Source organism: Mobiluncus porci (assembly GCF_009695935.1).
In the GTDB taxonomy this organism is placed as follows: Bacteria; Actinomycetota; Actinomycetes; order Actinomycetales; family Actinomycetaceae; genus Mobiluncus; species Mobiluncus porci.
Map to the genome: position 1 here is coordinate 1 of NZ_VUMY01000010.1, position 23,488 is coordinate 23,488.

The 23,488-nt window shown below is 54.9% G+C and carries 17 protein-coding genes; 16 read left to right on the forward strand and 1 reads right to left on the reverse strand.

All coding sequences use genetic code 11. The features are described from left to right. Positions 1 to 99 precede the first annotated feature (99 nt). Positions 100 to 870 (reverse strand): transposase, encoded by a 771-nt coding sequence (locus FYJ63_RS06375; protein ID WP_154544930.1) that lies wholly within the window; start codon positions 868 to 870, stop codon positions 100 to 102. A 443-nt stretch (positions 871 to 1,313) separates the two neighbouring features. Here FYJ63_RS06375 and FYJ63_RS06380 point away from each other — a divergent pair, with 443 nt between their 5' ends. The 16 genes from FYJ63_RS06380 to feoB all read left to right on the forward strand — a co-directional run bounded on the left by FYJ63_RS06380 (position 1,314) and on the right by feoB (position 23,455). After that, positions 1,314 to 3,965, forward strand: coding sequence for an ATP-dependent Clp protease ATP-binding subunit (locus FYJ63_RS06380; protein ID WP_154544932.1), 2,652 nt, complete (start codon positions 1,314 to 1,316; stop codon positions 3,963 to 3,965). Between the two features lie 156 nt (positions 3,966 to 4,121). Then, complete coding sequence (locus tag FYJ63_RS06385; RefSeq protein WP_154544934.1) at positions 4,122 to 4,619, forward strand: RNA polymerase sigma factor; 498 nt, start codon at positions 4,122 to 4,124, stop codon at positions 4,617 to 4,619. A 160-nt stretch (positions 4,620 to 4,779) separates the two neighbouring features. Beyond that, on the forward strand, positions 4,780 to 6,498 hold the full coding sequence (locus tag FYJ63_RS06390) for a hypothetical protein (RefSeq protein WP_277028138.1): 1,719 nt from the start codon (positions 4,780 to 4,782) through the stop codon (positions 6,496 to 6,498). A 125-nt stretch (positions 6,499 to 6,623) separates the two neighbouring features. Next, positions 6,624 to 7,577, forward strand: coding sequence for a metal ABC transporter substrate-binding protein (locus tag FYJ63_RS06395; RefSeq protein WP_154544936.1), 954 nt, complete (start codon positions 6,624 to 6,626; stop codon positions 7,575 to 7,577). Then, entirely contained in the window at positions 7,574 to 8,488 is a 915-nt protein-coding gene (locus tag FYJ63_RS06400) for a metal ABC transporter ATP-binding protein (protein ID WP_154544938.1), read from the forward strand. The genes FYJ63_RS06395 and FYJ63_RS06400 overlap by 4 nt, the downstream gene beginning before the upstream one ends. Then, on the forward strand, positions 8,485 to 9,393 hold the full coding sequence (locus FYJ63_RS06405; protein WP_154544940.1) for a metal ABC transporter permease: 909 nt from the start codon (positions 8,485 to 8,487) through the stop codon (positions 9,391 to 9,393). The genes FYJ63_RS06400 and FYJ63_RS06405 overlap by 4 nt, the downstream gene beginning before the upstream one ends. 82 nt (positions 9,394 to 9,475) lie before the next feature. Next, positions 9,476 to 10,045 carry an MptD family putative ECF transporter S component gene (locus FYJ63_RS06410; RefSeq protein ID WP_154544942.1) on the forward strand — a complete coding sequence of 190 codons (570 nt, stop codon included), beginning with the start codon at positions 9,476 to 9,478 and terminating at the stop codon, positions 10,043 to 10,045. Continuing rightward, positions 10,042 to 10,851, forward strand: a complete 810-nt coding sequence (locus FYJ63_RS06415) for an energy-coupling factor transporter transmembrane component T (RefSeq protein WP_154544944.1) — start codon at positions 10,042 to 10,044, stop codon at positions 10,849 to 10,851. The genes FYJ63_RS06410 and FYJ63_RS06415 overlap by 4 nt, the downstream gene beginning before the upstream one ends. Further along, complete coding sequence (locus FYJ63_RS06420; protein WP_154544946.1) at positions 10,848 to 12,350, forward strand: ABC transporter ATP-binding protein; 1,503 nt, start codon at positions 10,848 to 10,850, stop codon at positions 12,348 to 12,350. Before FYJ63_RS06415 ends, FYJ63_RS06420 begins: the two co-directional genes overlap by 4 nt. Then, the gene (locus FYJ63_RS06425) at positions 12,340 to 14,226 is read left to right on the forward strand and encodes an ABC transporter ATP-binding protein (protein ID WP_338106857.1); all 1,887 of its coding nucleotides are present in this window, start codon (positions 12,340 to 12,342) and stop codon (positions 14,224 to 14,226) included. The genes FYJ63_RS06420 and FYJ63_RS06425 overlap by 11 nt, the downstream gene beginning before the upstream one ends. Then, positions 14,223 to 16,016 carry an ABC transporter ATP-binding protein gene (locus FYJ63_RS06430; RefSeq protein ID WP_321066554.1) on the forward strand — a complete coding sequence of 598 codons (1,794 nt, stop codon included), beginning with the start codon at positions 14,223 to 14,225 and terminating at the stop codon, positions 16,014 to 16,016. Before FYJ63_RS06425 ends, FYJ63_RS06430 begins: the two co-directional genes overlap by 4 nt. Positions 16,017 to 16,028: 12 nt before the next feature. Then, positions 16,029 to 16,943: a cation diffusion facilitator family transporter gene (locus FYJ63_RS06435; RefSeq protein ID WP_154544948.1), complete on the forward strand. Its 915-nt coding sequence runs from the start codon at positions 16,029 to 16,031 to the stop codon at positions 16,941 to 16,943. Positions 16,944 to 17,058: 115 nt separating this feature from the next. Continuing rightward, positions 17,059 to 19,800, forward strand: coding sequence for a pyruvate, phosphate dikinase (ppdK, locus tag FYJ63_RS06440; protein WP_154544950.1), 2,742 nt, complete (start codon positions 17,059 to 17,061; stop codon positions 19,798 to 19,800). Between the two features lie 160 nt (positions 19,801 to 19,960). After that, complete coding sequence (locus tag FYJ63_RS06445; protein WP_338106864.1) at positions 19,961 to 20,578, forward strand: SDR family NAD(P)-dependent oxidoreductase; 618 nt, start codon at positions 19,961 to 19,963, stop codon at positions 20,576 to 20,578. Positions 20,579 to 20,725: 147 nt separating this feature from the next. Next, entirely contained in the window at positions 20,726 to 21,088 is a 363-nt protein-coding gene (locus FYJ63_RS06450) for a FeoA family protein (RefSeq protein WP_154544952.1), read from the forward strand. Positions 21,089 to 21,097: 9 nt separating this feature from the next. Further along, a complete protein-coding gene (gene feoB, locus FYJ63_RS06455; protein WP_229770026.1) occupies positions 21,098 to 23,455 on the forward strand; it encodes a ferrous iron transport protein B in 2,358 nt (785 codons plus the stop codon). Positions 23,456 to 23,488: the final 33 nt, after the last annotated feature.

A 23,488-nucleotide genomic window follows, 5' to 3' on the forward strand; every position in this document is an offset into this window, starting at 1 on the left:
CCAAAACCCCCCCACCTACTAAACCACCACCGTTGGGGGGTCTTTCTTTTTCCAATATTTTGTGTTTGCAAAACCCCAAAAACCCCACGTCCCCATGACTCATTTTTTGGCTCTCTGGACAATATTGCGACTGATTCCCGTCAGTCGTGAAATTTGGTTTACAGGTACATGTGCGGCTTTTATCTCTGAAAGTATCTTGTCTCGCTGAGATCTTGAGATGCCTTGAAGGCCGGTTGTGGATTCCACCTTCAATATTTGCGTGATTACTTCGGTTGCTTGAGCATCGGTGAATCTGTTGTTGATATTGAATTCCACGTGGTTTTTAGTCCGGGACGGGTTTGCCACAGCTGCGGCTAGCTTTGCTGGTCCGCCATAGATCTTCAGCATGAAGTCCGTGTCAGTGACATCGCTTGGTGAGTCAGGAATGTGCGCTGAGGACACATATTCGCCGTAACTACTCCAGCGGTATTGGTCGTGCCTGGCGATATTGGCATCCTCTGGATTGCGCAGAATATAGGGGAAAACCTCGTATAAATACCCCTCGGTGTCAACCGGCTTGCTCTTGAAACGCCCCTGGAAAACATAACCAACACAATCATTCTTTTTGTTGAAATAGTGGGCAAAATTCTCTTCTATCTGCTTCATAAATTTGCTCACAAGAAACTTCTTGTCTCTAATCATCAGGTGAAAATGGTTGTCCATGAGGCAGTATGCCAAGACCTCCACCTCGTTTGTTGCCTTGCTCTCGCGTAAAAGTTTGAGGAAGTAGTATCTGTCCTTATCTTCAGTGAACAGGTATTGCTTGCCGTGACCACGCGCGTATACGTGGTAAATGCTCGATTCGCCACGTCTTCTTTTTCTACGTGCCATGTCTACCTCATAGATGTCGTTTGAACTATTTTAGATGAATTTATCAAACCACACTAAACTTGTCAAAAGCGTGCGGAATTAAAGAAATGTCTCAAACGCCTTCAAATAAGGGCAGATATTGTGTTCACAACCTTGCGGGGTACGTGGGAATCGAGTTGGCCGAAAACCGAGATTGTCACCCCGGCTTCTTGTTTAAAGAGTGCAATACGTGGTAAGCAAGACGCTAGAGGATTAGACTGAATTTTGGGTTACTTTGGAGAACTGCATGATTGAGTAGCTGCTCCGTTTAGTGGGGACGTGCTGTTGGCGGTCTTTCGTAGGCGAAAAATGAGTCAAAAAGCACGTCCCCATGACTCATTTTGATTAGCCAGTAGTGAACAAGGCGGGCGTTCTGGAGGAGGGTGGCTTAAAGTTATTAAAGAGTAGAAAAACAAGGAGTGTCCATGTTCGAAAGATTTACTGACCGAGCCCGTCGCGTCGTGGTGTTGGCGCAAGATGAGGCGCGCCGGCTAAACCAAAACTACATCGGAACCGAGCATCTCCTGCTCGGTCTCATTCACGAGGGAGACGGCATTGCGGCCCGCGCCCTAGAAACTATGGGGATTTCCCTCGAGGCAGTTCGCGCCCAAGTCATCGAGATTATTGGGGAAGGGGAACAGCCCACGACCGGACATATTCCTTTCACCCCGCGCGCCCGCAAGGTGCTGGAGTACTCGATGCGGGAAGCCCTGCAATTGGGTCACAACTACATCGGCACGGAACACATCTTGCTGGGTCTGCTTCGCGAGGGCGACGGTGTGGCGGCGCAGGTGCTGGTGAACCTGGGAGCGGATCTCAATACGGTGCGACAAACCGTGATTGAGCTTCTCTCCGGCTACCAAGGAGGCAACCCTCAGCAGGGCGGCCGTGAGGCCGTCGGGGTTGGCGGCGGTCGCCCCGATAATCCTCGTGGCGGCAACTCTGCGCTCTTGGACCAGTTCGGGCGCAACCTCACCCAGGCTGCCAGCGAAAACAAACTGGATCCGGTGATTGGGCGGACTAAAGAGATGGAGCGCGTCATGCAGATTCTCTCTCGCCGCACCAAGAACAATCCGGTTTTGGTAGGCGAACCCGGGGTTGGAAAGACGGCAGTTGTCGAGGGCTTGGCGCAAGCGATTGTCCGCGGGGATGTCCCGGAAACCCTGAAAGACAAACAACTGTATTCCCTAGATATGGGAGCGCTCGTCGCCGGTTCCCGCTACCGCGGTGACTTCGAGGAACGCTTGAAGAAAGTCTTGAAAGAAATCCGGACTCGCGGGGATATTATCCTGTTTATTGATGAAATCCACACCCTCGTTGGGGCCGGTGCGGCTGAGGGAGCGATTGATGCTGCCTCCATTCTGAAACCGATGCTGGCTCGCGGTGAGCTCCAGACGATTGGCGCGACGACCCTTGATGAATACCGTAAATACATCGAGAAAGACTCTGCGCTAGAACGCCGTTTCCAACCCGTGAAAGTGGAAGAACCGAGCGTGGAAGAAACCGTGGCTATCCTCAAAGGCCTGCGGGACCGCTACGAGGCTCACCACCGCGTCATGATTACCGACGCGGCGGTGGCGGCCGCGGCGCAACTCGCGGATCGCTATATTTCGGATCGGTTCCTCCCTGATAAGGCCATTGACCTCATTGACGAAGCGGGGGCGCGTTTGCGCATTAAGCGAATGACCGCGCCACCAGAGCTTAAAGAAGTGGACGACAAGATCGCGAAAACCCGTCGTGAGAAGGAAGCCGCGATTGACGCCCAGGACTTCGAAAAGGCTGCGAATCTTCGCGATGAGGAAAAGACCCTCACAGAAGAGCGCGCTGCGAAGGAATCCGAGTGGCGTCAGGGCGAGGACAAGTCCCAATCCGTAGTGGACTCCGAACAAATTGCTGAAGTCCTCGCGATGGCTACCGGAATTCCGGTCTTCAAACTGACCCAAGCGGAGTCCTCGAAGTTGCTCCGGATGGAAGAGGAGCTTCACAAGCGCATTATTGGTCAAGACGAGGCCGTCAACGCTGTGGCGCAGTCGATTCGCCGTACCCGAGCGGGCTTGAAAGATCCGAAGCGTCCCGGTGGCTCCTTCATCTTTGCTGGCCCGACCGGTGTGGGTAAGACTGAGCTCGCAAAGGCCCTGGCAGAGTTCCTCTTTGGGGATGAGGATGCGCTCATTCAGCTTGACATGTCTGAGTTCTCCGAGAAACACACCGCCTCGCGTTTGTTCGGTTCCCCTCCGGGATATGTCGGCTACGACGAGGGCGGGCAGTTGACCGAAAAGGTGCGCCGCAAGCCCTTCAGTGTCGTACTGTTTGATGAGGTTGAAAAGGCCCATCCGGATATCTTCAACAGCCTTCTGCAGGTGTTGGAGGAGGGCCACTTGACGGACTCACAGGGACGACTGGTCGACTTCAAGAACACCATCATCATCATGACGACGAACCTCGGGACTCGCGAAATCAACAAGGGTGTCTTGACTGGTTTCCAGGCTTCGGGCGAACTCGCCACGGACTACCAGCGGATGAAGGGCAAAGTCCAAGAGGAGCTGAAACAGCACTTCCGTCCCGAGTTCTTGAACCGTGTGGATGAAGTCGTGGTCTTCCCGCAGCTCCAGAAGGACGAGATTCTGAAGATTGTTGACCTCATGGTGGCGAAGCTCGATGACCGGATGCTCGAACAGGGCATGGCCATCAAGTTGACTCCGCAAGCGCGGGCTTTGCTGGCTCACAAGGGCTTTGACCAGACGCTGGGTGCGCGCCCCTTGCGCCGCGCGGTGCAGCGTGAGATTGAGGACGTGCTGTCGGAGAAGATTCTGTTTAGCGAGCTTCATGAAGGGCAAACTGTCACGGTGGACGTCGAACCGATTTACATCAAGCATGAGTCGGAAGATAAAGTCAACGGCACCGATTGGGAGTTTGATGAGGGCGCGGTCTTCAAGTTCACCGGAGAGGAAGGCCTCCCCGAGGGGCGCGCCTCGAAGCGGCATCGGCTGGAAGACGTGACCGCCGCGACAATTCGGGAGGCGGAACTCGCCGCCCAAGAGGAAGCGGAAAAAGCCGGGCAGTCCTCTGGCAGTTAACAAATGAGTCATGGGGACGTGCTTTTTGACTCATTTTATTGAGGAAAATGAGTCAAAAAGTACGTCCCCATGACTCATTTTTAAGAAGATATTTGCTCGCGGGGTATATTCTTAGAAGACACTTTTGACAACGAACGTCTAAAGGAGACTGCTAACATGTCCGCCGCTGCCCACGATGAACAGTGGTTTGAGCGGATTTTCGCTGCGCATGGGACGGCGATTGTCCGTTTCCTCCATCGTCGCGGCGCCTATGCGGAAGCCGAAGACTTGGCTGCGGAGACTTTCACAGTGATGTGGAGAAAGAAAGACGAGGTTCCTGACGGTGCGGAACTGCCCTGGCTCTATAAGACGGCCGGTTTGACTTTGGCAAACTGGTTCCGCAAGAAGAAATCTCTTCCCATGGGTGATTCTCAAGAAACTCTGGATTCTCTGGATTCCAACGATCCGGCAACGCTTGTAGTCAAAGATCACGGGATGCAAGCCGCGCTTGCGGAACTATCTGAACGCGACCGCGACATTATCCTCGCCGTGGCTTGGGAGGGACTTACCGGACAAAGCTTGGCCGATTACCTGGGGATTTCACGCAATGCAGCCGATGCGGCACTGTCTCGGACTCGAAAACGTTTGGAGGAAGCCATTGCGAAAAATACTTAGAAACCTCGCCTGTAAGAAATGCCCGACTCGTTACAGATAACTAGTGCAAGGTCGAAATCGCGCCGGGTCTGAGGACGGTTTCGACCTCCCAAAACTTAGTCAAAAATATTGGTAGCGCCTTCAAAGCGAGAGTTTTGAAAGCAGAAGAAAGGACAGGATCGTGGAAAACCGCGAGCGCAACGTGAACGGGCTAGATGCCCTGCGCGCGCTCGATCCTGCCCAGAATCTGGAAGTTGACCTCAGCGCGATGCGGGCCAAGGTGGCTGCCTTGATGAGCGCCGAAGGACTTGCCTTTGATGCGGAAGTGCCCGCCGTCGTGGAACCTCTTGATTCTCCAGAGATTCCAGCGGACGCCAAGTCGGACAACGTCATCTCTCTTGAGGCCCATCGTCAAGCAAATCCGCTACGCCGCAACTGGCTGATTGGTTTGAGCGCCGCCGCGGCCGCGGCAGTTGTCGGTTTCACCGGTTGGGCCACCTTGTTCCCCCAATCCGATGGCGAGGGACCGGTGACTCCCGGAACTACCGGCCCGGGAAGCTCCCAGCCGCGGTTACAAGCCTCAGGCGCGAGTTTGGCAGTCCCCGGAGCCGAGGAGCGCCTCTCCGAAGTCGGTGCAGTGGACTTTGTGGCCGCGAAAGAATTCTCTTCTCAAGCCACTAAGGCTCCGGCTTACCGCGTCACCAAGGGGAAGGCCGTTTCTTCCGGCGAGGTCCAAAAAGTAGCCCAATCATTGGGAATGAGGGGACCGGTTCAAAAGAGCGGCTCTGGATACACCGTGAAGGATTCTTCCGGTGCGACGTTGACTGTTACGGTTGGGGAGCTGACCTCCTTGTCGTTCAATAATCCCTCAGCCGTTCACATGGTGTGTGTGCCGGTGAATCCCGGTGACGGCAATGTGGCTTTGCCGAATCCGAACCAGACGAAGACCCCGTCTCCAGCGACGTCTTCTCCGAGCACCGCGCCAAGCGCCACTCCGAGCCCGGCCCCGTCTGAAGCACCGAGCCAAATCGAGCTCCCGCCTAGCGACCCGACTCCGACTACTAAGCCTCCGGTGGCGACCCCCACCGAGACTCCCACGGAATCGGTGCCTCCGGCGGTTCGTCCCGGGGTTCCTTCTCCCCGCACGACTCCTACCGAGACTGCCGGAGAAATGAGCGTGCCCAGCGAACCGCAGGTCTATAACTATTCTCCCGCGGAGTCTCAGTCTGGTTCGGTAGTGGAGATTGGCGAACTTCACGTCTGGGTGTATTCCGCAACGGTGAATTCGGATTCCACTTCTGGTTCAACGAATTCTGCCGGTGAAACTCCAGAGCCGACTGTGAGTGACAAAGTGGAAGTGCAATCCACCCAGTCTCCCTCTCCGAAACCGACGGACTGCGTCATGAAAGTGGCCGGAGAAGCACCTTCCACCGAGAAAGCGTTGGCAGAGGTCGCTAAGGTGGCGAGTTCTCTCGGAGCCACAGTGGTGAGTTCCCAGGCGGGGGTGTCTCAGAAAGACGGTCTGACAACCGTTGACGTTCCGGTGAAGATGCCAGGTCAAGCCCAGGCTCAAACCTGGAGAGCGGTGGTTTCTTCGCAAGGGCTGGCTTCGATTCGGGCCAATCTTGGAAAGGAAACCAAGCTTGGCGACTACCAGGTCATCTCCGAAAAGGAAGCCGTGAATCGCCTAAACAATCCGGCTTACGGTCCGTTGGATGTGTTCGATCCTTCCGGCAAGGCCACCGTGAAGATTACGGGGAAGATTGAGCTTGTTGATGCCAAACTGACCAATGCTCCGGTGAAACAGAAGGACGGCGCGATTGTTTCGATGCCCGTGTACCAACTGACAGACACACAAGGTAAAATCTGGACGGTGCTGGCGGTCGCGGATTCAAAGTAGCGTTCCTTTTGATATCGTGGCTGATGAGGGTTGGTTCATAACTCTCGCTCGATACGAGACTACAGATAATTCCGATAGTTCAATAGAATTTGACAACTTAGGTTAGCCTAACCTAAGTTAATTTCATGATAAAAAAGACTAGAAAAAAAGCTTTATCCGTCCTCGCCGTGTCCTTGGCGGTGCTAGCACTGGCGGCCTGCACCGGAGCAAACGGGGGTAACGAAAACAAGAGCACCTCTGCTGCATCCAAGGGAGAAAAGCCGGTGGTCCTCACCACCTTCACCGTGCTGCAGGACATGGCGCAAGAAGTCGCTGGTGATCACCTGGAAGTGCGTTCCATCACCAAAATTGGTGCAGAAATCCATGACTACCAGCCTACGCCGTCAGACATTAAATCCGCTCAAGGGGCGAAACTAATTCTCAATAATGGCCTGGGACTGGAGAGATGGTTTGAGAAATTCTCCGCGGAGCTGGATGCTAAACCGATTACGGTTTCCGCGGGAGTCGAACCTATAGATATCCAAGAGGGCGACTATCGGGGAAAGCCCAATCCTCACGCCTGGATGAGCCCTAAAAACGGTTCAATTTACGTCAAAAATATGGCAAAAGCCTTCTGTGAACTAGATGCGGAGAACTGTCAAGATTACAAGGCTAATGCGGATAGCTATGCCCAGAAAATCACCGAGATTGGCGATAAAATTTCCGAGGAACTCCGCACGCTCCCGGAAGCTAAGCGCACCTTGGTTACCTGCGAAGGAGCTTTTTCCTACTTAACTCGCGATTACGGACTCAATGAGCTCTATCTTTGGGCTGTGAATGCCGAAGGTGCGCTTACTCCGTCACGGATGGCGAAAGTCGAGCAATACGTTAGTGAAAACCAAGTCCCGGCTGTCTTCTGTGAATCCACAGTGGGAGATAAGATGCAGCCGGTAGTGGAGTCCACCGGGGTTAAATATGGTGGGGAGCTTTTTGTTGACTCCTTGTCCGAACCGGATGGCCCCGTGCCTAGCTATCTGGAACTGCTCCAATACGATGCCAATCTCATCACCACGGGTCTGACTGGGGAAGCTGCCAAATGAGCGGTGTTGAACCCCGGGAAACTGAACACAAAAATTCCGTAAAAGGACTGTCCTCGGACGACGAGTCTTCAGATAATTGCGAGAAATCAAAACCGGACCAGCGGCAAAGGCTCAGCTCGCAGTCAGAGGCAGAGAACGACCTTCCCGTTTTGAAGATTCATAATTTGAATGTCAGTTACGGAACCAACCGTGCCCTGCAAGATGCGAACCTGTGTGTCAAGGCATCGCGGATTTGCGGGCTGGTTGGTATGAACGGAGCGGGGAAATCCACTTTGTTCAAAGCCATTACTCGCGGTCTGCCGCAGCAATCTGGAACAATTGAGATTCTGGGAAAGCAAGCTGCTTTAGCCCGAAAGGCAGGCCTTATTGGTTATGTTCCGCAAAGCCAGGAAATAGATTGGGATTTCCCCATTAGTGTCCAAGACGTTGTCATGATGGGACGCTATGGTCATATGGGGTCGAGCAGACGAGTCGCGGCCGAGGATCGCGCAGCGGTTGAAACTGCGCTGGAACTCATGGAAATCACCGATTTGAAACAGCGTCAAATTGGGCAGCTGTCGGGAGGTCAGCGTAAACGTGTCTTTATTGCCCGTGCGCTGGCACAGGGAGCTCGGGTGCTGCTGCTGGACGAACCTTTTGCGGGAGTAGATAAGGTTTCGGAAAAAGCCATTATGAGTCTCTTGCGAGAGTTGGCGCATCCAACTGCGGGAACGTCTGACTACGGGTTCATCAAAACGAATACAATTGTTGTTTCTACTCACGATCTTTCCTCGCTGGAATATTTTTGCGATGAAGTGGCCTTGTTGAATCGGCGCGTGCTTTTCCACGGTGGAGTAAAGGAATCCCTGGAACCGCTGCGGCTGGCAGAAGCCTTTGGTGCCCGGGTGGAGATGGGAAGTGAAACGAAATGATAGAAATATACTCGCGTCCCGAATTGTTTTCCGGTTCTTGCTACGACATTTTTGTCGAAATGTGGACTCAAAGTTTTATGGTGCGAGGTATCCTGGTTACCGGTGTGGCTGCTATCGTCTGCGCGGTGCTGTCCTGTTGGATGATTCTCATCGGCTGGTCGCTGTTGGGAGATGCGCTTTCTCATGCGGTATTGCCCGGGATTGTCATAGCCTATCTCGTGGGAGCTCCGTTTTCGATTGGTGCATTAGTAGCAGCATTGACGATGGCCGGTTTGATCTGGTTCATGCGCGGGAAAGGGAAGATTAAAGAAGATACTGCCATCGGCGTGGCTTTCACGACCCTGTTCTCAATCGGTGTGGTTCTCATCAGCCTCTTTCCGAGTCAAATCGACTTGCACCACATCCTTTTTGGCGACATGCTGGGGATTACCCGCTTCGACATGATGCAAGTTTTCCTCATCAGTCCGGTTGCGTTGGGAATTCTGCTGTACAAACGTCGCGACCTGACGCTCTATGCTTTTGACAAGGTACACGCCTACACGATTGGCATAGATCCGCGCCGGCTCGGTTTAACGCTGATTGTGGCGCTTTCCCTGACGGTTGTGGTGGCGATGCAGGCAGTAGGTGCCATGTTGATTGTGGCGCTGGTGATTACACCGGGAGCCTTTGCGCGCCTCATTACTAATAGCTTCAGCAAGATGCTGTGTATTGCGCCACTATTCTCAGTGAGCTGTGTCATTTTAGGGAGCTATTTCTCCTACTGGTTCGATACAGCTTCGGGAGCAACGGTCGTGGCATTGCAGGGAACGGCTTTTCTGCTGCTGTGGACAATTCAGCTGGTGCGGTCGCGGATTGCTGCGAAAGGAACCATTCCCGGAACTCCGCTTGTGGCTCCGGCAGATTGATTTACGCAGACATCGCAGATATATTAATTAGGTAAGCCTAACCTACTAAATAATTCAGAGAGGGAACCGGAGGGATTCACCCATGAAAACCAAAGATTTCATCAACATTGGCGTGTTTGCAGCCATCTACTTCGTCCTGGTGTTTGCTACGGGGATGCTGGGTATTATCAACCCACCCATGATGTTTGTGGGCTACGCGCTTGGAATCATTGCAAACGGAGTTGTGATTTGCCTGTTCAAGTCACGCGTCCCGAAACTAGGCTCCCTCGCTATTCTGGGACTGATTGTGGGGGCAGCCATGATGCTGACCGGTCACCCCTGGGTAGTTGTCCTCTGCGCCGCGATATTGGGTCTGGCCGGAGATTTCCTTTTTTCCCAGGGCAGCAGGATCTGCAGGATTCTCGGTTATGCTATCTTCTCGCTGTGGTACGTGACACCGTGGTTCCCAGTATTCGTAGATGCCAAGGGGTATTACGACTACATCGTGCAGTCTATGGGAACCGCTTACGCTGATGCCATGAAATGGTTCCTGTCTCCGTGGATGATTGTGGGCTGGGGAGGATTAGTTTTCCTGATAGGTCTAATAGGCGGTGTTTTCGGTAACTCCATTTTGACTCGGCACTTTGAAAAATCTGGAGTAGCCAAATCATGACTACCCTTGCAACGCCAGTCAAAACCGATGACCGGGAAATCCTCGCTCTGGATACTCTTACTGGTGCTGAGGTTCTGGCGGCAAGCCGTAAACGATTGCGGCCCGATCCGCGAACAATACTGCTAGTGGTCTTGGTGCTTAATGCGCTGGTTATGTCCCGATGCGGAGTGAATGTGACATTGGTGGTTATGGCGCTGGCTTTGGTGTCGCTGGTGTTGAGTCGGGCATATGCCTGGGCACTCGCCTACTTGGGGTGGGGAATAGTTTTAGTACTGATGGTGGTGGTTATTCCTGTCCTGTGGGTGAACGGTTTCACCATTTTCCTTCTGACTGTCGGTTACTGGATGCTCAAATTACACGCGGCGGTGGGAATGGCCGCCTACGCAATCAAAAATATTGTGCCAGGAGAACTCACTGCCGGACTGCGTCAGCTGCGCGTCCCCATAGCTCTCACCGTTCCAATTACGGTGCTGCTGCGTTTTATTCCCGTCTCGCTGCGGGAATATCAGGCGGTGCATGAAGCTATGGCGCTGCGAGGTCTGCAAATGGGATGGAGAGCGCTGTGGCATCCACTGCGATATCTGGAATTTATTCTCGTTCCGCTGCTGTCATCCTGTGCTCGGATAGCTGACGAAATGACTGCCGCAGGGATGGTGCGAGGACTGGGATCGAAAATGCGTCCCCGCACCCTAAAGCGTTTGCGGTTTAACTATTTGGATCTATGCTGGTTTATTGCCGTATCCGGGATATTGGCCGCGGCTCCAGCGCTTAGCCAGATTACCTTCCTCACAGGCGGCTTCAAATGACCACCTCACTTAGAGACGTTTCTTTTAAGTACCTGCGAGAAACGGACGACAATATTCCGGCTGACACCGGTGTCAGTAATCTCACCATAGATTTTTCACCCGGTTCCTGTACTCTGATTACCGGATCGTCAGGTTCGGGGAAATCTACTGTGCTGAAACTCTTGAACGGGCTGATCCCTGAGCTTTATGAAGGAGACCTTTCCGGGAGAACCTTGCTGGGAGGTCTAGACACTGCCAGCACCGATATTCAACGTTTGGGTCAAACTGCCGGAATGGTTTTCCAAAACCCCCGCTCGCAGTTTTTCACCGCGAACGTTTTAGAAGAACTGGCTTTTGCGAGTGAAAACGCCGGTGAAGCTCCAGAAACTACGGCTCAATACGTGGCTGCCGCCATCAACACCTGGGGGATTAGACCGTTGATGAACCGCAGTTTGCAGGGGCTTTCCGGCGGAGAATCACAGCTGGTGGCTTGTGCTGCCGCGATGGTGGGGCCGCAAAAAATCCTGCTATTGGATGAGCCCACCTCCAACCTTTCCCCCGCTGCCATCGACCTATTTACCGCTGTGCTGCAAAGATTGAAAACCGCGGGGTGGACGTTGATTGTGGCCGAACACCGGGTCTACCCCTTGAATAAGATCACCGACTGGACCGTGATTATGCGAGAGGGGAGAATCACCTACCAGCTCCGCGGAGATGAGTTCTTCGCAATTCCGGAAATGAAGCGTCGCGAACTCGGACTGCGTACGCTGACTAAACCCCAGCCACAGCTTCGTCACGCTGCCTCCGAGATGGTCGCCCCCGCGGTAACGGCTCCTGGAGTGGAAGTGAGGAACCTGCGGTTTAGCTACGGAAAACGTCAGGTGTTGGGAATTGAGGAGTTATGTTTAGCTGCGGGGTCAGTAGTCGCCTTGACCGGGCCGAATGGAGCGGGAAAAACCACCCTGGCGAGAACCTTGGTGGGGCTGGCGAAACCGCAAAAGAACACGGAAATCAAGTTTCAAGGCAAAGTTTGTGACTGCGCGGAGCGGCAAAAACGCAGCGCGCTCGTGATGCAAGACGTGAATCGCCAGCTTTTCGCTGAAACTGTTGCGCAGGAGGTTAGTCTCGGCAATGGGGAGATGCCACGGGAGCAAATCGAGGCACTGCTGGAAGAACTCGGTCTAAAAGGTTTGGAGCAGCGCCACCCCATGACGCTCTCCGGAGGTCAAAAACAGCGTTTGGTGATTGCCAATGCGGTAGCCAGTGATGCTCAGCTGTATGTATTTGATGAACCCACCTCCGGAGTGGACTACGGGCATCTTATGTCCATCAGCTCCCTGATTCGCCGTTTGGCTGGCAGAGGAAAAAGTGTCTTGGTTATCAGCCATGATTTGGAGTTCATTAATGAGGTTGCTGACCGGCATTTACAGCTGGAACCATTCGACAAGGTCGGATATGACCAAATTCAGGATTTGAGTGTAAACCACCGAACACCAGGAGGAAAAACCCGTGACATCTAAAAACGTCCTAGATACAATTCCCACAGTCAAAGCACCAGACGCTGCTAACGCGGAAGAAAACCAGCCGGATCTGGCATCTGGTGGAGCCGCCTCTACCCGCAATGAAACAGACGCTAAGGCGGAAAGTAAAATAAACCAGGCGGCTTTGCACGACCTGCTCTCCCCGGTCAGCTCCGCTCTGTGGTTGGGGCGGGTGATGGCGGTCATTTCCGCAGCACTGAGAGTGTTTCCATACGTGGCCTTGGTTGGAATCGGCAATGAATTAATGGGGTCTTTGGCTGCCAACACCGACATAAACCGCGGTGCCATCCAAAACTGGATTTTCCTGTTAATCGGAACCTTCTGCGGGGGGCTGCTGGCATATCTCATCGGTCTGTTGGTGACGCATATTGCTGATATCCGCCTGGCAGCAAGTATTCAGCAGCGGATGATTGACCGTTTGGCAAAAGCCCTCTTGACTTGGTTTGGGGAAAACACCTCGGGACACGTGAGAAAAGTACTGCAAGATGACGTGAAAAGCCTCCATATGCTGGTCGCGCACCGGCCAGTTGATTCCCTGATGGCGGCGTTGCTGCCCCTGTTCTGCTCCATCTACGCATTTATTATCGACTGGCGCCTGGGAATCCTAGTGATTTTCCCGGTGGCGGTCTACATGGTTATCTATGGCATGATGATGCGGGGGATGGATACCAAAACTGTGGAGTTGGATAATAAACTCGACCAGGTTTCTGCGGCAATGATCGAGTTCATCAAAGGAATCCAAGTAGTAAAAACCTTTGGAATCACCGGGAAAGCGCACCAGAGATACGCTCAGTCTGCCTCCGAGGCCTGCGATTTTATGGAGGAATGGAACCGACCCATGGTGCGGGCGGCTTCTTTGACTGCTGCCTTGGTATCGACCCCGGTCATAGTGCTACTGGTGGGAGCCGTGGGCGGTTGGATGGTGCAAAACGGTTGGGTTACCCCCGTGGAGGTCATCGCCGCCGGACTCATTGCCATAGCGTTGCCGGATTCGATTAATCTCGTCGCGCAGATGATGTGGAATTATCAATTGGCTGGCTCCGCCGCGAAGCGTATTACTGACCTGATTGCGCTCTCCGAGCTTCCTGCACCGAATAAATCTGCAGCTCAACCAGTAGATGCCAGCGTCGAGTTCAAGGCAGTATCGGTTAGCTATGGAGAAACCAAAGCGTTACAAAACGTATCGTTACGATGTCCCCAAGGCACGACTACCGCTTTGATGGGACCTTCCGGCGCGGGGAAATCCACCCTAGCGAAGCTGGCCGCGAGGTTCCTCGACCCCGATGAGGGCAGCGTGACAATCGGCGGGGTTGACTTGAAGGATCTCAGTCGAAAAGACCTGTACAGCCGGGTGAGCTTCGTGCTGCAGGACGTGCAACTCTTGAAAGCCACCGTTCGCGAGAACATTGCTCTGGCCCGGCCGGAGGCCACCGAGGCTGAAATCGTGAAAGCCGCGCAGCAGGCGCAGATTCACGAGGAAATTATGGCATTACCGAAAGGCTATGACTCGGTGATTGGTGAAGGCATGAAGCCCTCTGGCGGACAGCAGCAGCGAATCTCCGTGGCACGGGCACTGGTGTTGGATGCCCCCATTCTGATTCTTGATGAGGCCGCCGCTATGGTTGACCCAGAATGTGAAGCACAGATTCAAGCGGCCATCAACCAGCTCACAATGGGGCGAACCGTGATTGTGATTGATCACAGACCGAGTTCGGTACAAAACGTAGACCAGATTGCCCTGTTGGATCGGGGCAAGCTGGTGGCAAGCGGTAGCCATCGAGAGCTGAAAGCTAATGAACTCTACCGCCGGCTGTGGGAAGCATCCGGTGCCAACGCTGAGGAGGCACAGCAGTGACTAGGAAAATGCGAGCTGTTGATATTATCCGTGAGAGTCGCAGAATCGACACGGATACGAATCTAGGCATGAAGGTGACCATGTGGTGTGGGCGAATCATCAGCGGCATAGCCCAGGGTTTGGGGTTGCTGGCGCTGATTCAATTAGCTACCGGTTGGTCTACCGGAAAGAGCGCGGGCGGGTTAGACACGACCGGTTGGCTGTGGGTGCTCCTGGGAGTAGCGGTGCTGGGAGCCGTGAGTATTTTCTTCCGCGACTTGTCCAGCTATCAAAGCGCCTTTGCTGTCATGCGAAGCGCGCACCGACTCATCGGGGATCAGTTAGCGAAACTGCCACTGGGATGGTTTGCGACTGGGGTAGTTGGTAAACTATCCCGTCTGGGGGCATCCACGGTTAACGAGTTAGGTAACTTGACCGCTCACATGACCACTTCTATCAGCGTCTCGGTGGTTACCCTGCTGACATTGCTGACTGGTTTCATTCTTTGGTACCCCCAACTGGGACTTCTTTTTGCGATTTGTCTGGTTGGCTATGCCGTTGTGATGTGGGCGCTGACCTTCCTGAATGCCGCCACCAGTGCGTATAAAGAACCGGCCGCAGTCGAGCTATCCAACAGAATTGTAGAATTTGCCTCCTGTCAGCCCGTCCTGCGTTCCTGCGACCGTATTAGCTATCCGCAGCTCGACGGCGCTATTGCTGCCAATCGCCAACGTTCGCTGCGAGCCCTGTGGCTGGATGTGGTCGCGAACCTGCTCGGGGGAATGGCCGCTCAAATCATCTGCGTGCTGATGATAGTTTTGGCAGCTGGGCAGGTGCTCAGTGGCCAGTTGAACCCCCTGGAGTTTATTGCGGTTATTGGGATAAGTCTGCAGTTGGTACAGTACTTAACGGCGGTGGCTGACGCGCGGGTCGGCTTACTGGAAACGGGTCCTACGATGGCCACTATTGGTGAAGTACTGGATTCTCAGCCATTGCCGGAGCCCGAGAAATCTCTCACGCTGTCCCAACCCCAACAGGTGGAACTACGGGATGTGAATTTCTCCTATCAGGATTCTCGTCAAATTCTTGATCGGGTATCGTTTAGCATTCCGCCGCGTACTATGACCGCACTGGTAGGACCGTCCGGGTCGGGGAAAACTACTATTGCGAGATTGATCTGCCGTTTCTGGGATGTAGACTCGGGCAGTGTGCGAGTAGGCGGCGTAGATGTGCGTCAGCTCACGACTGCTGATTTAATGAGTCAGATTTCCATGGTTTTCCAAGACGTGTACCTATTTAATGACACCTTAGCGGCGAATGTCAGCCTCGGTAACCCTCAAGCCAGCGCGGAGGAAGTCAAGCAAGCCGCCGAGCTGGCAGGAGTTAGCGAAATAGTCAACCGGTTGCCCGATGGCTGGGACACTCAGGTCGGAGAAGGAGGCACGGCACTCTCCGGCGGGGAAAGACAACGCGTCTCGGTGGCGCGAGCCATTCTCAAGAAAGCCCCGATTGTGCTATTCGACGAGGCGAGCTCAGCGCTGGATGCTGAAAATGAAGCCAATCTTATACCTGCCTTCAACGTCCTACGCCAACAGGCGACTGTACTGGTGATAGCGCACAAGCTGCACACGATTACCCAAGCTGATCAGATCGTAGTTTTAAACGAACACGGCCAGATAAGCCAAATTGGCAGCCATAAGGATCTCATCGGAACCGCGGGCGTATATCGCGATTTTTGGGAGAATCGAAATCTTGCGGTGGGATGGAAGATTTCCCCTAAACTGAATAAAGCAGTTCGCCCCAAGAGTTAAGATAGGAACGCTATGCCACATGATCATTCGCATACCACTAACGCCGGTGCCTCTCGACTCTGGTTCGCACTCGCCGTAACCGTCACGGTTTTTGTCGTGGAGATTGTTGGGGCAGTCCTGACTTCCAGCTTGGCTGTAGTAGTGGATTTGGGACACGTCTTTACGGATTTATGCGGATTAATCGCAGCACTAGTAGCGGCTAAACTAAGCACTCTGCCCGCGACCAGCCGGCGCACCTGGGGATGGGCTCGAGCGGAAGTACTCGCCGCGGCATTCCAAGCGCTGGTGCTGATTGGGGTCGGTGGCTATGCCGTGGTGGAAGCCATTAGACGCCTGATTAGTCCCGAGCAGGTTCAAGGCCAAGGGCTGTTGTTAGTGGGAATCATCGGGTTAATTGGCAACTGTCTGAGTCTGGCAGTTCTGTCCGGGTCCCGGGACAAGAATCTGAACCTCCGCGCAGCCTTTCTGGAGGTATTCAATGATGCGCTGGGCTCGCTAGCGGTCATAGTATCCGCCATAGTCATCAGCGCTACAGGTTGGTACCAGGCAGACGCGATTGCCAGTCTGGGGATAGCCGTTCTCATCGTGCCCAGGGCACTGGCCATCTTGAAGACGTCTACGCGAATTTTGATGGGATTCACCCCGAAAGGACTCGATTTGGAAGCCGTGCGGTCTCATCTGCAGACCACTCCACACATTATCGGCGTTCACGATGTACACGCTGCTACCGTTTCCAGTGGCATGCCGGTATTCAGCGCTCATCTCGTTCTACCAGAGGAATGTTTTTTTGATGGACACAGCGTGGAGGTCTTGCAGAATGTGGAGAACTGTCTGCGTGAACACCACGCCGTGGCGCTGATGCACACCACCATTCAATTGGAACCCCCGGGATTCGCCCACGCGCATGCTGATAACTTCCACGAGTAAGATTTTAATGACGGCGCCGCCGTATCCTGCGGGTGGGTTCCAAAGAGGATTTATTGTTAGGATGGATACGGCGCGTTTTGCGCATAAATCACGAGCAATTTTGGAGGCTTAATCTATGCCGAAGTATGTTTACCGCTTTGAGGAAGGCAACAAAGACCAGAAGGATCTTTTGGGTGGCAAGGGCGCAAACCTCGCCGAAATGAACAAACTCGGGCTGCCGGTTCCCCCCGGATTCACCATTACGACCGATGCCTGTCGGGCCTATTTGAAAGACAACAAAGTACCTGAAGAGATGACAGTCCAGGTCACCAAGGCTTTGCGTGAAGTCGAGGACGCGGTAGGGCGCCAACTCGGCGCGGCTGATGACCCGCTGTTGGTTTCCGTGCGTTCGGGCGCCAAATTCTCCATGCCGGGGATGATGGAAACCGTTTTGAACGTGGGTTTGAACGACAAATCCGTGGAAGGACTGGCAAAGATTGCCAACAACGATCGTTTCGCCTGGGACTCCTACCGTCGTCTCATCCAGATGTTCGGAAAGACCGTCCAGGATATTGATGGCGACCTCTTCTCCGACGCTTTGGACAATATGAAGAAGATTCGCGGCGTGAAGTTGGACACCGATTTGAACACTTCCGACTTGAAGGAACTTACCGCCCAGTTCAAGGAAATCGTCGCCACAGAAACCGGTAAGCCTTTCCCCCAAGAACCGCGGGTGCAGCTCGACATGGCGATTGAGGCCGTTTTCCGTTCCTGGAACTCCGAACGCGCCCAGATTTATCGCCGCCGCGAGCGGATTCCCCACAACCTCGGCACCGCAGTAAACATCGTGACGATGGTGTTCGGCAATATGGGTGACGACTCCGGAACCGGCGTTTCCTTTACCCGCGACCCCTCCACGGGACGTCCCGGTGTTTACGGCGACATCTTGATGAACGCCCAAGGCGAGGACGTCGTGGCCGGCATCCGCAACACGGAAACCCTGAAAGACCTCGAGCGCCACGACAAGAAGTCCTACGACGAACTCATCGAAATCATGCGTCGCCTCGAGACCCACTACCAGGACATGTGCGACCTGGAGTTCACGATTGAACGCGGGAAGCTCTGGATGCTCCAGGTTCGTGTCGGGAAACGTACCGCGGCGGCTGCCTTCCGGATCGCGACCCAGCTGGTTGATGAAGGTCTGATTACGACCGACGAGGCTTTGACCCGCGTCACTGGCGAACAGTTGCAAAACCTCATGTTCCCGATGTTTGATGATGCTTCTAAGCCCCAGCCCTTCACCAAGGGTATGCCGGCCTCGCCGGGCGCTGCGGTCGGCAAGATTGTCTTCGACAATGATGCGGCGGAAGCCTCGGCCAATGCGGGAGTACCTTGTATCTTGGTACGCCGAGAGACCAACCCCGACGACCTGCGCGGTATGGTGGCCGCTGCTGGCGTTCTGACCTCCCGCGGTGGGAAGACCTCCCATGCGGCCGTGGTGGCGCGTGGCATGGGTAAGACCGCCGTGGTGGGCGCGGAAACCATCGTGGTTGATCAGGCTGCCCGGACTATGACGGTGGGAGACCAGGTGCTCGAAGAAGGCACGGAAATCTCCATCGACGGCGGAACTGGCGAGATCTTCCTCGGGGCGGTTCCGGTGAAGGACTCTCCGGTGACGACTTACCTCGCACAGGGTCTGGACGCCGGACTCGCGGCCGCGGACAATGACGATGACAAGGATCTCATCCGTTCGGTGGATCGCATCATGACCCATGCGGATCGAGTCCGGAAGCTCTTGGTGCGCACCAACGCTGATACCCCGACCGACACTCAGCGGGCGCTGGAATTCGGGGCGGAAGGCATCGGCCTGTGCCGTACCGAACACATGTTCCTCGGCGATCGCCGCCCCTACGTGGAGCGTTTGATTCTCTCTCCGGAGGGCTCGAAGGAGCGACAGGATGCGCTGGATGCGCTGGAGCCGCTGCAAAAGGGCGACTTCAAAGAGATGCTCAAGATTATGGACGGAAAGCACATGACGGTGCGTCTCATCGACCCGCCGCTGCATGAGTTCCTTCCCGATTTGGTGACTTTGGAAGTGAAGGATGCGGTCACGCGCGCTAAGGGCGAGACTCCTTCGGAAGCCGACTTGCACATGCTGGCAGCCGTGCGTCGGATGCACGAGGCCAACCCGATGCTGGGCCTGCGCGGCGTGCGCTTGGGGATTTACCTTCCCGGCCTGTTCAAGATGCAGATGCGCGCCTTGGTTGAGGCCGCCTGCGAGTTGAAGGCCGATGGAATGGATCCGCAACCGGAGATTATGGTGCCGCTCATCGGTTCCATTCGTGAGCTCCAGATTGTGCGTGACGAAGCCGAGGACGTCATCAAGACGACTCAGGAAAAGTTCGGCGTGAAGTTCGACATTCCGGTGGGCTGCATGATTGAGCTGCCGCGCGCAGCGATGACGGCTGAAACCATCGCCAAGGAAGCCGACTTCTTCAGCTTCGGAACCAACGACTTGACCCAGACCACCTGGGGCTTTAGCCGTGACGATGTCGAAGGTGTGTTCTTCCCCCAGTACATCGAGGCCGGTATCTTCGGCGTTTCGCCTTTCGAGTCCATCGACACCCACGGTGTGGGGCGCGTGGTGGCCGAGGGCGTGAAGCGCGGTCGTTCCACCAAGCCGGAGATGCCCATGGGCGTCTGCGGGGAACACGGCGGCGATCCGATTTCGATTCACTTCTTCCACCGCGTGGGCTTGAACTACGTGTCCTGCTCGCCGTTCCGCGTGCCGGTGGCTCGCCTCGAAGCGGGTCGCGCCGCCGTGGAGGAGAAGGCGTGGGATGATTCTGCGACTGACGGTTTGGACAAGACCGCCTAAGATCACAGCGTCTACAACGCTTAGTCACTAAAGCGGTGGCATTAGTTTCGACCAGTGCCACCGCTTTTGCATGTACCGGACCGCAGCAGTGGGGGTCCTCACGAAACGGGTTTCCTTTGCGTGGGACTTAAGTCTTATATAGGAAAAAACGTAGCAGGAAATCAAGAAAGCCGGCAACGAGGCTATCGCGGTAAAGGTCGATGTGTCCGATTTCGAGTCGGTGCAGAACATGGTGAACGAAACCGTGAAAACCTACGGGCGCTTGGACTGTGCCTTCAACAACGCGGCGATGGCTCCCGACAATGCTCCCTTGGTGGATTTCGATGAGGACTACTGGGACCGCCTCATGTCCGTGGACCTCAAAGGCGTAGCACTTTGCATGAAATATGAAATCCGCCAGATGAAAGCACAGGGCAACGGCGGCTCGATTGTGAACACCTCCTCGGTTTCTGGCTTCCGTCCCCAGCCCAACAACCCGGCCTATGTCTCCGCTAAACACGGCGTGGTGGGGCTCACCAAGGCGGCTGCTTTGGAAAACGGGCAATTTGAGATTCGGATTAACACTGTAGCCCCGGGAACAATCGACACCCCGATGCTCCACGAGGCTTTGGAAAAGATGGGAGTCAAGCCGGAGGACTACGCTCCGCAGCTCTCCTTGTTGAACCGTTTCGGTCAGCCTCGCGAGATTGCCCACGCGGCATTGTGGCTGCTGTCTGATGCGGCTTCCTACATCACCTCTACGCCGGTTTACGCCGATGCCGGCTACATTGGGCGCTAGTATTTGGCGTTGAGAATCGGAAACAACCGCTTTTGAAAGCGGTTTTGTGCCTGACTTCCTGCCTAGTAACCCGGAGGGGAAACTAGGCAGGAAGTTTTTTCTGGAATTTGATTGACAAGGGGAGGTAAGTTAGGTTAGCCTAACTTTATGAGGTTAAGTGAATGCCCTGTTGGAGTACCCATGATCATGGTTGATATGGGTTGTGAGATTAAGCATCAAACGCGAGTAAAGGAGCTCGGCCTGAGGGTGGGGACGAGGTTCACTGTTACGCAAAAAGCCGCTTTCGGAGGGCGGGTCTTGTTTGTCCACGGCACCCGCTTGGCGGTTGACCGCGGTTTTGCACGCTCGGCCCAGGTGCGTCCCTGTATCCAGTACGCGCACAAACTGGGGCCGGAAGCGGAGAATCGTGCCAAGCAAATCGCGACTGACATGGGAGTTCTACCGAGCCGCTTTGAGAAAGCTTTTGCTGAACAGAACCCAAACTCTGAACGTATCGCCGCAAACGTGTAAGGAACTGCTATGAGTTGCCCCAAATGTAATCCGCAACCGAAATCCGGAAACGTTAAATTCACCGCCATCAAGAGAAAATCTCGCGCGATGCAGACCACTGCGCCGACGAATGTCGAGGGAAGGCTGTCGGAGACCTCGGTCCTTAATCGGGAACGTCTGCTACACGACACCACCAATGTTGTCCTGGTGGGTAACCCGAATGTTGGAAAATCCTCGCTGTTTAACGATTTGACGGGTTTGCACCAGTCGGTGATTAACGCTCCGGGAACAACCGTAGAAATCTTTTCGGGATTTAATCGGAACCTAGGCATCCGGCTGATTGACACCCCGGGAACCTATTCCTTGATTCCAAATTCTCCCGATGAGGCCGTGGCGGTCGAAACCCTCGCGGGGGTACCGGGCTCGCTCACAGACGCAGGATTGCAAGACGGAGGGGTTGACCTGGTTGTCGTAATTCTCGATGCCACCGCCTTGTCTCGCTCTCTTTATCTCTTGGCTCAAGTGGGGCAAACGGGTCTCCCCGTGGCAGTAGTTCTGAGCATGCAGGACGTGGCAGAAAAACGCGGCGAGGCCATCGACGTGGATCAACTGTCATGTTTGCTGGGGGTGCCGGTGACGTCAGCAAATGCCCGCACCGGACAGGGGTTGGATGCGGTAGAGCGCATGATCGAAAACAGTCTCGCGAATCCTTCCTACCTCGCTGGCCTGCCGTGGGATAAGACCGCTCCCGGGTTTAATCAAGCCGGATACGCGTTAGCCCAAGCCTCGCAGACTGCGGTTTTTGAGGCGGAGAGTGCTGAGAATGAGACGACGCATCCTTGCGGAGGTACCAATTGCCAGCCGAATTCTCCCTCGAATCGAACCCTACCGACCCTGGTGGAAGGCGAAGTAGACGAGGCGGATCGGGCGGCGATGATTTTCGACTGGATTGAGAAAATCGAAACCGGTCTCCAAGAGGAGAAAATCGAGGTGCCGGCGCTGTCGGCTTCCGATAAAGTCGACCGCATTTTATTGAATCCGCTGGCGGGAACGTTCGTCTTCATGTTGGCGATGTACCTGGTGTTTTGGCTGGCCAATACTTTCGCGGCAGTTTTTCAAGATCCCCTGGAAGGCTTGTTTGATGCGGTCGGAGGCTGGGATTTCACCGTGCCGGCCGCGTTATTGAAGATCCCCTTTACTGACATTGGAATTCCCGGTCAGGACGTGGTTCTGTTCCACGCGCCTTCCCTGGCAGACGGACTGGTGGCAGTGCTGACTGCGCTGGGCTGGGAAGGGGGAATCCTGCAAGGAATCCTCGTTGATGGTCTGCTCACAGGGGTCGGAGTGGTGGTCAGTTTCTCGCCCCTCATGATTGTGATGTTCGCGGCCATTGCGGTGATGGAGGACAGCGGTTATATGGCGCGGGTGGCCTTCCTGGGAGACCGATTGATGCGCACTATTGGCCTGGACGGACGGGTGATTATGCCGTTCATCGTGGGCTTTGGATGTAACTTGCCGACCTTGGCGGCGCTACGTACCGTGCCGGACTCGCGGTCCCGCATGATGGCCGTGGTCTTGACCCCCTACATCACCTGTTCGGCTCGCCTAATCGTCTACCTGTTCATTGCCCAAGTGTTTTTTGCTGAGCACGCGACAGAAGTCGTTTGGCTCATGTATTTCCTCTCAATCGTGATGGTCATTCTCGGGGGCCTTGCGCTGCGCCCCATCTTCATGAAAGGCCAGAAAGGCGCCCCGCTACTGCTGGTTCTACCCGCCTACCAGGCGCCGCGAGCCTGGGTCTTGGCTCGCTCCGCGGCTTCGCGGACCTGGGCGTTTTTGAAGGGCGCAGGGAAAGTGATTGTCGTAATGACTGTGGTCATCTGGGCTTTGATGGTGACTCCGGTAGCGGGAGAGGGCCGCTTTGGTGACTCACTTCCAGCAAATGAGTCCGCTTACGGGGTGGTGGCCTCCGCGATGGCGACGGTTTTTGTTCCCGCCGGCTTCGGCGATTGGCACCTGACCGGTTCCTTAGTGACCGGATTCGTCGCGAAAGAAACCATGCTGGGGGCCCTGGCAGCCACCTACACCAACGCTGACGTAACCGAGTCCGATGTCGAGGCGGCTGAGGGCTCGGGGGAAGCAACACCGACAATGCGGGAACTGGTGCAAACTACTTTTGAAAAGTCGGCTGGATCTGCAAGCGCGGCTCCAGTTGCTGCCTTCGCTTTTCTCCTGTTCGTGCTCACCTACACTCCGTGTCTCGCGACCGTGGCTGAACAGAAGCGCCAGCTTGGATGGCGTCGAACCTTGGCTGCAGTCGGAGGACAGCTCGCGGTGGCATGGGTGTTGGCAGTAACAGTTTTCCAGATTGGAAAGCTCTTCGTCTAGGGTTCACTGAAATGAAAATAAGGATATCTGTGC